We start from the raw sequence: 15120 nt of genomic DNA, 5'->3' as shown, positions 1-15120 counted from the left end.
CTCGATGTCAGGCGCGGGTGGCCAGCAGGTCGAGGGCCACGTCGACGATCATGTCTTCCTGGCCACCGACCATGCGCCGCTTGCCCAGCTCGACGAGGATGTCCACGGCCTTGATCCCGTACTTCGCCGAGGCCACCTCGGCGTGGCGCAGGAAGCTCGAATAGACGCCGGCGTAGCCCAGGGCCAGGGTTTCACGGTCCACCCGCACCGGGCGGTCCTGCAGCGGGCGCACCAGGTCGTCGGCGGCATCCATCAGCGCATAGAGGTCGGTGCCGTGGTGCCAGCCGAGCTTGTCGGCGGCGGCGATGAAGACTTCCAGCGGCGCGTTGCCGGCGCCGGCGCCCATGCCCGCCAGGCTGGCGTCGATGCGGTTGCAGCCCTCTTCCACCGCGGCGATGGAGTTGGCCACGCCGAGGCTGAGGTTGTGGTGGGCGTGGATGCCGGTTTCGGTCTCGGGCTTGAGCACGGCCTTCACCGCGCGGAAACGCGCCCGGATGTCGTCCATGTTCATGGCGCCGCCGGAATCGACCACGTAGATACAGGTGGCACCGTAGCTCTCCATCAGCTTGGCCTGTTGCGCGAGGCCCTCCGGCGTCTGCATATGGCTCATCATCAGGAAACCGACGGTGTCCATGCCCAGCTCGCGGGCGTACTCGATGTGTTGCTTGGAGACGTCCGCTTCGGTGCAATGGGTGGCCACGCGCACGACGCGAGCACCGGCGTTGTAGGCAGCCTTCAGGTCGTGGATGGTGCCAATGCCAGGCAGCAGCAGCGTGGCGATCTTGGCGTGGTTGACCACATCCGCTGCCGCTTCAATCCATTCCAGGTCGGTGTGTGCGCCGAAGCCGTAGTTGAACGAAGAACCTTGCAGGCCATCGCCGTGCGCGACTTCGATGGAGTCCACCTTGGCCATGTCCAGGGCCGTGGCAATCGCCCGAACATCGTCCAGCGAATACTGGTGGCGGATGGCATGCATGCCATCGCGCAGGGTCACGTCGGAGATATACAGCTTTTTCATACCGCAGCTCCCATCGCCTGGGCCATGCGCTCGGCGGTGGCCAGCGCGGCGGAGGTCATGATGTCGAGGTTGCCGGCATAGGCCGGCAGGTAGTGGGCGGCGCCTTCGACTTCGAGGAACACCGAGGTCTTCAGGCCGCTGAAGCGGCCGTGGCCGGGGATGTTCAGGTCGCGGACCTCGTCGAACTGCACCTTCTGCTTCAGGCGGTAACCGGGGACGTAGGCCTGCACGGCCGCAGCCATCTCTTCGACCGAGGCTTCCACCTTGGACGGGTCCACTGCTTCGGACAGGACGTAGACGGTGTCACGCATGATCAGCGGCGGCTCGGCCGGGTTCATGATGATGATCGCCTTGCCCTTGGCTGCCCCACCGATGACTTCGATGGCTTTCGACGTGGTCTCGGTGAATTCGTCGATATTGGCGCGGGTGCCGGGGCCGGCGGACTTGCTGGCGATGGAAGCAATGATTTCCGCGTAATGCACCTTCGCCACGCGGGACACGGCCGCCACCATCGGAATGGTCGCCTGCCCGCCACAGGTCACCATGTTCACGTTCAATGCCTGCAGATGCTGCTCCAGGTTGACCACCGGCACGCAATACGGACCGATTGCGGCCGGGGTCAGGTCGATCACGCGAAGATTGGGCTTGTGGCCCCGCAGCAAGGCGTCGTTCTTCACGTGGGCGCCGGCGCTGGTGGCATCGAAGACGAAGTCGATCTCGTCGAAGATCGGCAGGCGGGTCAGGCCTTCCACGCCTTCGTGGGTGGTGGCGACGCCCATTCGTGCTGCGCGGGCCAGACCGTCGGAGGCCGGGTCGATGCCGACCATCGCGGCCATTTCCAGGTGCTGCGCGTTGCGCAGGAGCTTGATCATCAGGTCGGTGCCGATGTTGCCGGAGCCGATGATGGCGACTTTGCGTTTCTGGCTCATGCGGGCTTCCTCACTGGGCTTCGGCGAAGGCGGCGCTGACGCGGCCCAGGCCCTGGATGTCGGCGCTGAAGACGTCGCCCGGGCGTACCGGGACCATCGGCCCCAGGGCGCCGGTGAGGATGACGTCGCCGGCGCGCAGCGGTTCGCCCAGGCGGGCCATGGTGTCGGCCAGCCAGAGCACTGCGTTCAGCGGGTTGTCCACGCAGGCCGCGCCGGCGCCGACCGACACCGGCTCGCCGCGCAGGCTCAGGCTCATGCCGCAGTTCACCAGGTCCAGCCGCTCCAGGCGCACCGGGCGGCTGCCGAGCACGAAGAGCCCGGACGAGGCGTTGTCGGCCACGGTGTCGAGCAGGCTGATGTCCCAGTTGGCGATGCGGCTGCCGACGATCTCGATGGCCGGCAGGGCGAAGGCGGTGGCGCGGAAGATGTCCGCCAGGGTGTGGCGCTCGTGGCACAGGTCGTGTTCCAGCACCAGGGCTATTTCCGCCTCCACCTTGGGCTGCTGGCAGTCGTTCCAGGCGATGGGCTGGCCGTCGCCGCGGGCCATCTGGGCGAACAGGCGGCCGAAGTCCGGCTGGTCCACGCCCAGCTGGCGCTGCACGGCACGGGAGGTCAGGCCGATCTTGTGGCCCACCGGGCGCCAGCCGGCGGCGATGTCGGCGGTGTTGTTACGCTGTTGCACGGCATAGGCCAGGTCGAGCGCGGCGGCGTTGCCTTGCTGGCCGGCCGGCTGGATCAGGTCGCGCACCGGGGCGCAGGGCTGGCCGCTGTCACGGGCCTGGCGCAGGCGCGCGGCGGCTTCGATGAGTGCTGGATGCATGGGTTTCTCCTGGCCTCAGGGGTTGACGCAGACGGTGGTGAGTTCGGAATAGAAGTCCAGCGAGTGGCGGCCACCCTCGCGGCCCAGGCCGGACAGCCGGGCGCCGCCGAAGGGGGTGCGCAGGTCGCGGAGGAACCAGGTGTTGACCCACACCATGCCCACGTGGATGCGCCGCGAGACGCGGTGCGCGCGGCCCAGGTCGCGGGTCCACAGCGAGGCGGCCAGGCCGTAGGCGGAGTCGTTGACGCGGCGCAGCACTTCCTCGTCGCTGTCGAAGGGCGCGATGTGGCAGACCGGGCCGAACACCTCCTCGCGCATGCAGCGGGCGTCGTCGGCAAGGCCGGTCCAGATGGTCGGCTGGACGAACGCGCCCTTGTCGCGCGCATCGTCGAAGTGCGGCACGCCGCCGCCGCTGACCACGCTGGCGCCCTCCTCCACGGCCAGCCGGAAGTAGCCCAGCACCTTGTCGCGGTGCTTGTGGGAGATCAGCGAGCCCATGTCCACGCCGTCCTCGTCGGGGTAGCCGATCTTCAGTTGCTCGGCGCCGGCCTTGAGTGCGGCGACGAAGCGTTCGTAGATCGGCCGCTCGACGTAGACGCGCTCGGAGCACAGGCAGACCTGCCCGGAATTGGTGAAGCTGGAGCGCAGCACGCCGGCCACCGCCGCCTCGAAATCGCAGTCGGCGAAGACCACCGCGGCATTCTTGCCACCCAGCTCGAAGGAGACTTCGCGCACGCCTTCGGCGGCGGCGCGCATGATGGTCGAGCCGGTGCGCGACTCGCCGGTGAAGGTGATGGCGTCCACCTGCGGGTGGCGGGTGAGGAACTCGCCGGCGGAGTTCGGCCCGAAGCCGTGGACCAGGTTGAACGCCCCGGCGGGCACGCCCACCTCGTGCATCACCTCGGCCAGCAGGGTGGCGCTGGAGGGCGTGTCTTCCGAGGGCTTGACCACCACCGAGTTGCCGCAGGCCAGGGCCGGCGCGACCTTCCAGGTGAGCAGCAGCAGCGGCAGGTTCCACGGCGAGATGATCGCCACCACGCCATGGGGCTTGCGCACCGTGTAGCTGAACACGTCGCTGCCATCGCCGCTGCGCATCTCGAAGAATTCGCCGCCGCCCTGCCGCACCTGGCCGGCGAAGCTGCGGAAGTTCTGTACGCCGCGGGCCACGTCGAGGCTGCGCGCCTGGTGCACGGGGCGGCCGGTGTCGGCCACTTCGGCGGCGACGAAGTCCTCGAAGCGCCGCTCGATGCCGTCGGCGATGCGCTCCAGCAGGTCGGCGCGCTGGGCCGCGCTGAAACGTGCCCAGGGGCCGTTCTGCGCCGCCGCCGCAGCTTCCACGGCGGCGTTCACCTCGGCCTCGCCGGCCTCGCAGACCTGGCCGAGCAGCCGGCCGTCCACCGGCGAGACGTTGTCGAAAGTGCGGCTGCTGCCGACGAAGGCGCCCGCGATGTAGTGGCGGAGCAAGTGATGAGACACGGCGACCTCCCTTGTAGGGTGTTTTTCGCCGAGTCTAGGGAGGCTCCCTATAAGCGGATAATCAAAAAAGCGCTCTCAGGTATCCCCTGCAGGAATACCTGAACGCGCCTTCAGGCGTTTGCCTCGGCGCCTTCCACCAGCACCTGCAGCTCGCCGGCCAGCACCTGCTGGGTGCCCAGGCGCTGGAGGATGCGCTGGACGATCTGCACGCGCATCACCGCGCCTTCGCGCATCTCCTGCATGGCCTGCAGCGCCTCGGCGGCGCGGGCCAGGCCCTGGCGCGTCGAGTCGCCCAGGCGCTGCACGCCGGCCTGGGCCTCCTCGGCGGAGTGCCGCAGGCTGTCGGAAATCCCGCGGATCTGCTCGCTGGAGCCGTTGACCCGGTGCGACAGGTTGCGCACCTCGTCGGCCACCACGGCGAAGCCGCGGCCGTGCTCGCCGGCGCGGGCCGCCTCGATCGCGGCGTTGAGCGCCAGCAGGTTGGTCTGCCGGGCGATGTCCTGGATGCTGCCGACGATGGCGCCGATGCGCAGGGACTCGCGGCCCAGTTCGTCGAACACCTGGGTCATGTGCGCCATGTAGCCTTCCAGCTCGCCCAGGGCGCCGGCGGCGGCCTGTATGCTGCTGGCGCTCTGCGCCACCCGGTCGCCGGCGTTGCGCGCCAGGTCGTCGGCGTAGCGCATGTCGTCCTCGGTCTGCTGCAGCGCCTGGCGCAGGTCGCCCAGGGGCGGACGCAGGCGCCCGGCCAGGGGGTCGGCCACGCAGGGAGCGGGCTCCGGCAGCGAGGGCGGCGGCGGGGGCTGCGCCGCGACGGCCACGGGCACCGGCACCTCGATGCGTTGCGCCGGCAGGCGGTGGTAGAGCAGCCCGGCGCCCAGCAGGCAGGCCAGCAACGGCGCCAGCAGCGCGCCCTGGGCCGAGGGCAGCCAGGGCAGGCAGAGGGCGCAGAGCGCGGCCAGGCCGAGCAGCGTGGCGGCGGTGGTCTTGCGCGTCATGGGGTCTCCTTGGCGAAGGGGGCCGCGCGGCCCCCGGGTGGGCTCAGAACAGCTTCCAGGTGTAGCTGAGGATCAGCCGGTTCTCGTCGATGTCGCTGCGGTAGTTGGAGCGCGCCATGACGTTGCGCACGCGCACGTTGAGCCCGGCCACCGGGCCGCTCTGCACGGTGTAGCCGATGTCCAGGTCGCGCTCGCGGTCCTTGCCCTCGAAGCCCATGCCGGTGTCGACGTTGTCGCCGCTGATGTAGCGAACCGTGGTGGTCAGGCCGGGCACGCCGAGGGCGACGAAGTCGTAGTCGTAGCGCACCTGCCAGGAGCGCTCGTCGGTGGAGGCGAACTCGTAGGTCGGCACCTCGTTGCCCAGCGGCGAGACGTTGGCGAACACCCGGGGGAAGGCGCTGTCGCCGAACATGCCCTGGTAGCCGAGGTAGAAGGTGTGCCCGCCGCGCTTGGCCGAGAGCAGCGAGAAGACCGCGCGGTTGTCGATGTCGCCGAGCAGGTGCTTGCCGTCCTCGCTGGCGTCGAAGTAGCCGAGGTTGGCGCCCAGCACCCAGTCACCCACCGGCTGGGCGTGCTTGAGGCCGAGGAAGCGCTGCTTGTAGATGTCCTCCAGCTGGCCGTACCAGGCGCTGACGCGGGTGCGCTTGCCATTGAAGTCGTAGTCGCCGCCGGCATAGTTGAAGGCGTCGCTCTGCGCCTGGCGCTGCGGCTGGTAGCTGAGCATGGCGATCATCTTCTCGTCGCCGCCCTCGTTGCGCAGGTGGGTGGAGGTGAGGTGCCCGGCCTGCAGGGTCAGCCCGGGGATTTCGCTGGAGCTCAGCAAGGTGCCCTGGTAGCTGGGCGGCAGCAGGCGGATGTCGCTGAACACCAGAACCGGCAGGTTGGGTTGCAGTTCGCCGACCTTCAGCTCGGTCTTCGACAACTTCACCTTGCCGGCCAGGCCCAGGCGGCTGTAGTCGTCCGGCGCGCGGCCGTCGCCGCCCACCGGCAGCAGGCCCGTGCTGGTGCGGTCGGGGCTGCTGTCCAGCTTCAGGCCGAGCACGCCGATGGCGTCCAGGCCGAAGCCGACGGGGCCCGGGGTGTAGCCGGAGCTGAAGTTGAGGATGAAGCCCTGGGCCCACTCCTCCGCCCTGGACTGCCGGTTGGGCCCGACGATGTCGGAGAAGTCGCGGCTGAAGTAGTAGTTGCGCGCCTGCAGGGTGGCGCTGGCACCTTCGATCAGCCCTTCGGCCGCGGCCGCCGGCTGGGTGGCGGCCACGCCGATACCCAGCGCGACGGCGGTCACGCATACGCGATTGCTCATGATTTTCTCTTGTTCTTATGGTTGTACGATCCCCTGCCTAGCGACCGGAGGGCCGCGGCCAAGCGCTGGGCGGGGAGCTGTGTGTCGGCCCGCGGGGGCATGGGGCTGTCCGCTTCGTCAGCCGCCCTGCCCTGCTTCCGCTGCCGTCTTGCCTGGGGCGGACACCCCGGCCGGGCGCCCGCTTGCGGTTGCTCCGTGGTCAGGCGCGCACGGCGCGCGTCTCGGGTTGGCGGGCGCGGCGGCGCACCAGCAGCAGGTGCGCGGCCAGGCCGAAGATCAGGCCCCAGAAGGCCGCCGACAGGCCGAGGAAGGACATGCCCGAGACGGTCACCAGGAAGGTGATCAGCGCCGCCTCGCGGTCCTCCGGCACGCCCATGGCGCCAGCCAGCGCCCCGCCGATGGCGCCGAACAGCGCAAGGCCGGCCAGGGCGGCGATCAGCTCGCGGGGGAAGGCGCTGAACAGCGACACCAGGGTGGCGCCGAACAGCCCCAGCAGCAGGTAGGCGACGCCGCCCACCACCCCGGCGACGTAGCGCCGCGCCGGGTCCTCGTGGGCCTCGCGGCCGGTGCAGATGGCCGCGGTGATGGCGGCGAGGTTCAGGCCGTGGCAGCCGAAGGGCGCCAGCAGCAGGGTGCCCAGGGCGCTGCTGGCGATCAGCGGGCGCGCCGGGGTCTGGTAGCCGTCGTTGCGCAGCACGGCGATGCCCGGCACGAACTGCCCGGTGAGCGCCACCACCACCAGCGGCAGGGCGATGTTGAGCAACGCGTGGACGCTGAACTCAGGGGTGATCCACTGCGGCGTGGCCAGGCCGATCACCAGCGCCGAGGCGTTCAGCTCGCCGCCGCCGATGGCCATGGCGCAGCCCACCAGCAGCACCAGGGCCACGGCGTAGCGCGGCGCCAGGCGCTTGCCCAGCAGGTAGGCGACGAACATGGCCAGCACCAGCGCCGGCTTGGCCTGCAGCGAGACGAACAGCTGGGTGCCGAAGCTGAACAGGATGCCCGCCAGCATGGCCGCGGAGATGGCCGGCGGCAGCTTGCCGACCACGCGGTCGAAGGCGCCGGAGATGCCCACCAGGAAGATGATCAGGCTCGACACCAGGTAGGCGCCGACCGCCTCGTTCAGGCCGATGCCCGGCAGCAGCGCCACCAGCAGCGCCGAACCGGGCGCCGACCAGGCGATCACCAGCGGCACCTTGTAGCGCAGGCTGAGGAGGATGCCGAGCACGCCGCTGCCGATGGAGATCGCCCAGACCCAGGACGACACCGCGGCGTCGGGCAGGCCGGCGCTCTTGGCCGCCTGGAAGATGATCACCAGGGGGCCGGCGTAGGAAATCAGGGTGGCGATCAACCCGGCCACCAGGGCGGACAACGAGAAGTCGCGGATGAGGTCTTTCATGGCGCCTCACTTTTTTCTTGTTCTGCACGCAAGGCTTCGCCCTGCCGGCAAGCCGGCTGGGAACGATGCCTGGGGTAACGGTGTAGGAGCGAGCTTGCTCGCGAACCCAGCTTCGCAGCGGGGGTTGGTTCGCGAGCAAGCTCGCTCCTACGAAGAGCACGCAGTGCGGGTAGCGTGGCTCAGGCGCCCTGCACCTGCAGCGCGCGCGGGCGGTGGCTGCGCTGTTCGTCATCGGTGCTGGTGGCCTTCTGCAGCTGGAAGCTGAATTCCAGCTCGGCGACGCGGCCTTCGATGCCGTGGGCGTTCTCGACGAAGTTCACTTCGCCGACCAGGCCGTCGCGGGTGGCGTAGGCGAAGTCGTCCCACAGGTACTGGTCGCCGGACAGGTTGATCTGGGTGGTCAGGTGGCGGTAGCCGGGGGCGGAAATGAAGAAGTGGATGTGCGCCGGGCGCTGGCCGTGGCGGCCGAGCTGGTTCAGGCACTCCTGGGTCGGGCCCTGCGGGTCGCAACCATAGCCGCTGGGCACGATGCTGCGGGCGCGGTAGCGGCCCTCGGCGTCGGTGACGATGCGGCGGCGCAGGTTGTACTCGCTCTGGCTCTGGTCGAAGTAGGAGTAGTTGCCCTTGGTGTTGGCGTGCCACAGGTCGACGGTGGCGCCGGCGATGGGCTTGCCGTCCAGGTCCAGCACGCGGCCTTCGAGGAACATCACGGTGGCCACGCCGTCCTCGCTGCCGTCGTCCATGCGGGTTTCGCCCTGGGCGATGGGCGCGCCGGCCACGTACAGCGGGCCTTCGATGGTGCGCGGGGTGCCGCCGGTCTTGCCGATCTGCGCGTCCTTGGCATCGTTGAGCAGGTCGAGGAAGTGCTCGATGCCCAGGCCCGCCACCAGCAGGCCGGCTTCGCCGCGGCCGCCCAGGCGGTTCAGGTAGTCCACGGCGGTCCAGAATTCGTCGTCGGTGACTTCCAGGTCCTCGATGATTTTCGCGGTGTCCTGCAGCACGCGCAGCATGATGCGCTTCAGGCGCGGGCTGCCGGCGTCGTTGCCGTAGCCGGCGGCTTCTTCGAAGAACTTCTGGATCTCGGCAGTCTGGGAAATCTTCACGGTCATGGTGTTCACCTCGTCTTGTTCTTATACAGGGGTTTCGTCGGTCGGGATTGCGGGTCCGGGCTCAGCGGTCGTCGGCATGGATGGAGGACGGATGGCGGCAGAGCCCGTCGACCTCGATGTCCATGTAGGGGAACAGCGGCAGCTGCATCAGGGTGTCGTGCAGTTCCTCGACGCTGGCGAGGTCGAAGACGCTGTAGTTGGCGTAGTGCCCGGCGATGCGCCACAGGTGGCGCCACTTGCCCTCGCGCTGCAGGCGCTGGGCCAGTTCCTTCTCGTCGGCCTTGAGCTGGGCGGCCTTGGCCGGGTCCATGTCGACGGGCAGTTTCACCGTCATCTTCACGTGGAACAGCATGGGGGCTTCTCCTCTATCGCAGAATTCAGGCGCGGGTTCAGGGGCGGCGGAAGCGCTTGAGGCGCTCCTCGTCCAGGCTCAGGCCGAGGCCCGGGGCGTTCGGTACCATCAGCTGGAAGTCGCGGTACACCGGCGGCTCGGTGACGATTTCCTCGGTCAGCAGCAGCGGGCCGAACAGTTCGGTGTGCCAGGTCAGTTGCTTCAGCGTGAGGAAGGCGTGGGCCGAGGCCAGGGTACCGATGGCGCCTTCGAGCATGGTCCCGCCGTACAGGGCGATGCCGGCCGCCTCGGCGATCTGCGCGGTGCGCAGCACGGCGCGCGGGCCGCCGTTCTTGGCGATCTTCAGGGCGAAGATGCTGGCGGCGCCGTCGGCGGCCAGGCTGAAGGCGTCCTCGACGCTCTCGATGGATTCGTCGGCCATGATGGGGGCCGGGCTGCGCTGGTTCAGGCGCACCTGGCCGGCGCGGTTGATGCGCGAGATGGGCTGCTCGATCAGGTCGATGCCATTCTCGCCGAGCACCTGGCAGCCGCGGATGGCCTGGGACTCGTCCCAGTACTGGTTGACGTCCACGCGCACGCTGGCGCGCTCGCCCAGGGCCCGCTTGATCGCCACCACGTGCTTGAGGTCCTGCTCCAGCGCGTTGGCGCCGATCTTCAGCTTGAAGATGCGGTGGCGGCGCAGGTCGAGCATGCGCTCGGCTTCCTCGATGTCGCGGGCGGTGTCGCCGCTGGCCAGCGTCCAGGCCACTTCCAGGCCGTCGCGCACGCGGCCGCCGAGCAGCTCGCTGACGGCCAGGCCCAGGCGCTTGCCCTGGGCATCGAGCAGCGCGGTCTCCACCGCCGAGCGGGCGAAGGTGTTGCCCTTGATGGCCTTGTCCAGGCGCTGCATGGCGGCGTTGACGTTGCAGGCGTCCTGGCCGACCAGGAGGGGCGCGAAGTGCGCCTCCAGGTTGGCCTTGATGCTCTCGGGGCTTTCGTTGCCGTAGGCCAGGCCGCCGATGGTGGTGGCCTCGCCGAGGCCTTCGATGCCGTCGCTGCAGCGCAGGCGCAGGATCACCAGGGTCTGCCGCTGCATGGTGTGCATCGCCAGCTTGTGCGGGCGGATGGTCGGCAGGTCGACGATGATCGCCTCGAGGCGTTCGATCAGGGCTTGGGTCATGTCAGGTTCCATATCACGCTAGGCTCTTGTCGAGGCCCGGCCGTCTGTCGCAGCCGATACCTTCCAGGTCTTGTCTTGCACGTCGAAGGATTGCGCCAGCAGTGGCAGGCAGTCCAATATCATTGCCCTCTCGTTCCATACCCTGGAGGTATCATGGAGCTTCGACACCTGCGGTACTTCCAGGCGGTGGCCGAAACCCTCAACTTCACCCGCGCCGCGGAGCGCCTGCACATCGCCCAGCCGCCGCTGAGCCGGCAGATCCAGCAGCTGGAGGAACTGCTCGGCGTCGAGCTGCTGGAGCGCGGCCGGCCGCTGCGCCTGACCGAGGCCGGGCGCTTCTTCTACGAGCAGAGCGGCACCCTGCTCGAACAGCTGCAGAACATCTGCGACAACACCCGCCGCATCGGCCTGGGCCAGCGCCAGTGGCTGGGCATCGGCTTCGCCCCCTCGACCCTCTACGCGGTGCTGCCGGAGCTGATCCGCGAGCTGCGCGCCGACACCGAGCTGGAGTTGGGCCTGCAGGAGATGACCACCCTGCAGCAGGTCGAGGCGCTCAAGAGCGGGCGCATCGACATCGGCTTCGGGCGCATGCGCTTCGACGACCCGGCCATCCACCAGCAGGTGCTGCGCGAGGACCCGCTGGTGGCCGTGCTGCCCACCGGGCACCCCCTGCTGGGGGCGCCGGTGAGCCTGCGGCGCCTGGCCCGCGAGCCCTTCGTGCTGTACCCGGCCAACCCGCGGCCGAGCTATGCCGACCACGTGCTGGCGCTGTTCGCCAACCACGGCCTGGGCATCCGCGTGGCGCAGTGGGCCAACGAGCTGCAGACCGCCATCGGCCTGGTCGCCGCCGGCCTGGGCGTGGCCCTGGTGCCGGCCTCGGTGCAGCAGCAGCACCGCCCGGACATCGGCTACGCCAGCCTGGAGGAACCCGAGGCGGTGTCGCCGATCATCCTCAGCCGCCGCGCCGGCGACGTCAGCGCCATGGTGCAGCGCTGCCTGACGCTGATCGAGCAGGTCAACCGCTAGGCCGGCGCGGCGCTTCACGCCTGGGCTCCGGCCAGCGGGGCGACCGCCAGGCTGCGCCGGCTGACCAGGTACATGGCCAGTGCGGCCACCGCGCCGGGGATGGCGAAGGCCATGAAGTTCAGGTGCAGCGGCAGCTCGATGGCCAGTAGCGAGCCGCCCAGCAGCGGGCCGACGATGGCGCCGTTGCGGCCGATGCCCGAGGCCCAGCCCAGGCCCGTGGAGCGGATGGCCAGGCCGTAGAACTGCGCGGCGGTGGCGTAGAGCAGGATCTGCGTGCCGATGGTGGTGGCCCCGGCGATGCCGATCAGCAGGTAGAGCACCGGCATCGGGCTGTTGAAGCCCAGCAGGGTGATGGAAACGGCGGCGGCGACGAAGAACAGCGCCACCACCCTGGGCAGGTTGAAGCGGTCGCCCAGCCAGCCGCCGAAGATCGCCCCGAACATGCCGCCGAAGTTCAGCGCCAGCAGGAACGACAGGCTCGAACCCAGGCTGTAGCCGGCGTTGGCCATCAGCTTCGGCAGCCAGGAGCTGAGCGCGTAGACCATCAGCAGGCAGCAGAAGAACGCCACCCAGAGCATCAGGGTGCGCAGCGCCCGGCCCTCGCGGAACAGTTCCAGCACCGGCGCGCCCCGGGGCTTGCCCTCGTCCAGGTGCAGTTCGCTGGTGTCGTCCAGCGCGCTTTCCGGGCTGACGCGGCGCAGGATGGCGCGGGCCTGGCCGGTGCGGCCCTGGCGCAGCAGGAAGCCCACCGACTCGGGCAGTTGCCAGAGGATCAGCGGCAGCAGCAACAGCGGCAGCAGCGCGGCGAAGAACATCGCCTCCCAACCGAAGCGCGGCAGCATGTAGATGCCCACGCCGGCGGAGAGCATGCCGCCCAGGGAGTAGCCGCTGAACATCACCGCCACCAGGGTGCTGCGCAGTTTCTTCGGCGCGTATTCGTTCATCAGCGCCACCACGTTGGGCATCAGCCCGCCGATGCCCAGGCCGGCCATGAAGCGGCAGATGCCGAACTGCGTGGGGTTGGTGGCGAAGCCGTTGAGCACGGTGAAGCCGGAGAAGAGCACGAAGCAGATGGCGATGCCCTTCTTGCGCCCGACCTTGTCGGCCAGCGGGCCGAAGAACAGCGCCCCGGCCATCATCCCGAACAGCGCGTAGCTGCCCAGGGCGCCGGCCTGCAGCGGGCTCAGGCTCCATTCCTTCATCAGCACCGGCAATACCACGCCGTAGATGAACAGGTCGTAGCCGTCGAAGATCAGCAGCAGGGCGCACCAGGCCATCACGCGCCAATGGAAGCGGCCGAAGCGCGCGTTGTCGATGACCTCGTGTACGTCGATTTTCCGCATGGCGTCACTCTCTTTTTTGTTGTTGTGCGAGAAGCCGTTCGGGCCGCGTCGTGGGCGGTCCGTCTTTACGTAGGATGGCGTTGAGCGCAGCGATACCCATCAACTCCGGGCGATGGGTATCGCCTTCGGCTCAACCCATCCTACGAATGTGTGTGGTTCAACCCAGGTCGCCACCGCCTACCGGCAGGGTCACGCCGGTGATGTAGGAGGCTTCGTCGGAGGCCAGGAAGAGGATGGCGCCGACCTGTTCGTCGATGCTGCCGTAGCGCTTCATCAGGCTGCTCTGCACGGTCTGGTCGACGATCTGCTGGTACCAGGCCTTCTCCTGCGTGCTCTGCTCGGCAGCGTTGCGCGGGATGCGCCGTGGCGGCGCCTCGGTGCCGCCCGGCGCGGTGGCGTTGACGCGGATGCCGCGCTCGGCGGTCTCGAAGGCCAGGCAGGCGGTCAGCGCGTTCACCCCGCCCTTGGCAGCGCCGTAGGGCACGCGGTTGACGCCGCGGGTGGCGATGGAGGAGACGTTGACGATGGCCCCGCCGCCCTGCTCCAGCATCGGCACCAGCGCGGCGCGGCAGCACCACAGGGTGGGGAACAGCGAGCGGCGCACCTCGGCCTCGATCTCGTGCTCGGCGTAGTGCTCGTAGGGCTTGGCCCAGATGGTGCCGCCGACGTTGTTGACCAGCACGTCCAGGCGGCCGAAGCGCTGCACGGCCTCATTGACCACGCGCTGGGCCTCGGCGAATTGCTCGAGGTCGGCGGTGAGGGTCAGCACCTCGGCGCGCTGGCCGAGTTCGTCCTGCAGTTCGTGGACCAGCTCGGAGCGGTCCACCGCCACCAGGCGGGCGCCCTCCTCGGCCAGGCGCTCGGCGACGCGGCGGCCGATGCCCTGGGCGGCGCCGGTGACGATGGCGACCTTGTTGGCGAATCTGTTCATGGTTACCTCGGCAATGGTTGCGTCCTGGGAGGTGGGTGCGGTATCCGGCTGCCCTCTCCCCCCGCCCTCTCCCTGAAGGGAGAGGGGGCTTGTCCGTGCCTGCGTCATCCAAGGCTTCAACCGGCAGCTCCGTATGTGCCGAAACCTCCGGCTGAAGCCATGCAGGCCAGCAGCTCAGGACGGTCCCCTCTCCCTTCAGGGAGAGGGTTAGGGAGAGGGGCTCTTACAGCGCCCCATCACGCCGCACTGGCCGCGAACTTCTCGTAGTAGAAGTTGGCCGGCGTGATGCCCTGCTCGCGGATGTAGGCGCTGACCGCCTCGACCATCGGCGGCGGGCCGCACAGGTAGATGTCCACCTCGCCTTCGTTGAGGTGCCTGGGTTCGATGTGCTGGGTGACGTAGCCCTTCTGCGGATAGCTGCTCTCGGGGTTGGCCACGCAGGCGCTGAAGCTGAAGTTGGGGATGCGCGCGGCGAAGGCCTCGAGCCTGTCCAGCTCCACCAGGTCGAAGTCGTTGGTCACCCCGTAGATCAGGTGCAGCGGGTGCTCGCTGCCCTGCTCGGCGATCTTCTCCAGCATCGCCGTGAAGGGCGCCAGGCCCGTGCCGCCGGCCAGCAGCAACAGCGGGCGCTTGATGTCGCGCAGGTAGAAGCTGCCCAGGGGGCCGGCCAGTTCCAGGCTGTCGCCAGCCTTGGCCAGGCTGGTGAGGAAGCTGCTCATCAGCCCGCCCGGCACGTTGCGGATCAGGAAGCTGACCTCGCCGCCCTTCTGCAGCGAGCTGAAGGAATAGGCGCGGCTCTGGTCGCTGCCCGGCACCTGCAGGTTGACGTACTGCCCCGGCAGGAAGGCCAGCCTGCTCAGGGACTCGCCCTTGAGCGACAGGGCGATGGTGCTCTCGGACAGCTGGCGCACCTCGCTGATGGCGGCCTGGTAGCTGGCCTGCTGGGTCTTGCAGACGTCCGAGGAGGCCGGCACGCGCACCACGCAGTCGCTTTCGGCGCGCATCTGGCAGGTCAGCACGTAGCCCTGCTCGGCTTCCTCTTCGCTCAGCGCGTCCTCGATGTAGTCCTGGCCCAGGTCGTAGCGGCCGGCCTCGGCGAAGCACTTGCAGGTGCCGCAGGCGCCGTCGCGGCAGTCCAGGGGGATGTTCACGCCCTGGCGGTAGGCCGCGTCGGCCACGGTCTCGCCGGGGTTGGCGTCGATGAAGCGGGTGACGCCGTCTTCGAAGTTCAGTGCGATCGAATAGCTCATGGCGGCCACC

Annotated in this window: 14 protein-coding genes; 1 reads left to right on the top strand and 13 read right to left on the bottom strand. The window is 69.1% G+C overall.

Annotated features, from left to right (window positions below; translation table 11 throughout):
* Positions 1-7 precede the first annotated feature (7 nt).
* The 10 genes from mhpE to PKO50_RS11460 form a co-directional block, all read right to left on the bottom strand.
* Entirely contained in the window at positions 8-1018 is a 1011-nt protein-coding gene (gene mhpE / locus PKO50_RS11505; RefSeq protein ID WP_275629750.1) for a 4-hydroxy-2-oxovalerate aldolase, read from the bottom strand.
* Positions 1015-1947 (bottom strand): acetaldehyde dehydrogenase (acetylating), encoded by a 933-nt coding sequence (locus PKO50_RS11500; RefSeq protein WP_275629749.1) that lies wholly within the window; start codon positions 1945-1947, stop codon positions 1015-1017. The genes mhpE and PKO50_RS11500 overlap by 4 nt, the downstream gene beginning before the upstream one ends.
* A gap of 10 nt (positions 1948-1957) precedes the next feature.
* Complete coding sequence (locus PKO50_RS11495; RefSeq protein ID WP_275629748.1) at positions 1958-2767, bottom strand: fumarylacetoacetate hydrolase family protein; 810 nt, start codon at positions 2765-2767, stop codon at positions 1958-1960.
* A gap of 15 nt (positions 2768-2782) precedes the next feature.
* Complete coding sequence (locus PKO50_RS11490) at positions 2783-4243, bottom strand: 2-hydroxymuconic semialdehyde dehydrogenase (protein ID WP_275629747.1); 1461 nt, start codon at positions 4241-4243, stop codon at positions 2783-2785.
* A gap of 110 nt (positions 4244-4353) precedes the next feature.
* Positions 4354-5238, bottom strand: coding sequence for a methyl-accepting chemotaxis protein (locus PKO50_RS11485; RefSeq protein ID WP_275629746.1), 885 nt, complete (start codon positions 5236-5238; stop codon positions 4354-4356).
* Between the two features lie 43 nt (positions 5239-5281).
* Positions 5282-6541: an OprD family porin gene (locus PKO50_RS11480; RefSeq protein WP_275629745.1), complete on the bottom strand. Its 1260-nt coding sequence runs from the start codon at positions 6539-6541 to the stop codon at positions 5282-5284.
* A gap of 199 nt (positions 6542-6740) precedes the next feature.
* Positions 6741-7940 (bottom strand): benzoate/H(+) symporter BenE family transporter, encoded by a 1200-nt coding sequence (locus PKO50_RS11475; RefSeq protein WP_275629744.1) that lies wholly within the window; start codon positions 7938-7940, stop codon positions 6741-6743.
* 179 nt (positions 7941-8119) lie between these two features.
* Positions 8120-9049 carry a catechol 1,2-dioxygenase gene (gene catA / locus PKO50_RS11470; RefSeq protein WP_109934989.1) on the bottom strand — a complete coding sequence of 310 codons (930 nt, stop codon included), beginning with the start codon at positions 9047-9049 and terminating at the stop codon, positions 8120-8122.
* A 61-nt stretch (positions 9050-9110) separates the two neighbouring features.
* The gene (gene catC / locus PKO50_RS11465; RefSeq protein ID WP_015477003.1) at positions 9111-9401 is read right to left on the bottom strand and encodes a muconolactone Delta-isomerase; all 291 of its coding nucleotides are present in this window, start codon (positions 9399-9401) and stop codon (positions 9111-9113) included.
* A gap of 37 nt (positions 9402-9438) precedes the next feature.
* Entirely contained in the window at positions 9439-10560 is a 1122-nt protein-coding gene (locus tag PKO50_RS11460; RefSeq protein ID WP_109934988.1) for a muconate cycloisomerase family protein, read from the bottom strand.
* Between the two features lie 153 nt (positions 10561-10713).
* Between PKO50_RS11460 and PKO50_RS11455 the strand changes: the two genes are divergently transcribed.
* Positions 10714-11586, top strand: coding sequence for a LysR family transcriptional regulator (locus PKO50_RS11455; protein WP_109934987.1), 873 nt, complete (start codon positions 10714-10716; stop codon positions 11584-11586).
* A gap of 14 nt (positions 11587-11600) precedes the next feature.
* Here PKO50_RS11455 and PKO50_RS11450 read toward each other — a convergent pair whose 3' ends face one another.
* The 3 genes from PKO50_RS11450 to benC all read right to left on the bottom strand — a co-directional run bounded on the left by PKO50_RS11450 (position 11601) and on the right by benC (position 15110).
* Positions 11601-12929 (bottom strand): MFS transporter, encoded by a 1329-nt coding sequence (locus PKO50_RS11450; protein WP_109934986.1) that lies wholly within the window; start codon positions 12927-12929, stop codon positions 11601-11603.
* A 157-nt stretch (positions 12930-13086) separates the two neighbouring features.
* Positions 13087-13860, bottom strand: coding sequence for a 1,6-dihydroxycyclohexa-2,4-diene-1-carboxylate dehydrogenase (locus PKO50_RS11445; protein ID WP_275629743.1), 774 nt, complete (start codon positions 13858-13860; stop codon positions 13087-13089).
* Positions 13861-14096: 236 nt separating this feature from the next.
* Entirely contained in the window at positions 14097-15110 is a 1014-nt protein-coding gene (gene benC, locus PKO50_RS11440) for a benzoate 1,2-dioxygenase electron transfer component BenC (protein WP_275629742.1), read from the bottom strand.
* Positions 15111-15120 lie beyond the last annotated feature (10 nt).

It is taken from the genome of Pseudomonas sp. 273, assembly GCF_029201425.1.
Taxonomy (GTDB): domain Bacteria; phylum Pseudomonadota; class Gammaproteobacteria; order Pseudomonadales; family Pseudomonadaceae; genus Pseudomonas; species Pseudomonas delhiensis.
The sequence above is the reverse complement of the archived record's forward strand: the minus strand, read 5'-3'. Positions and strand labels throughout refer to the sequence as shown.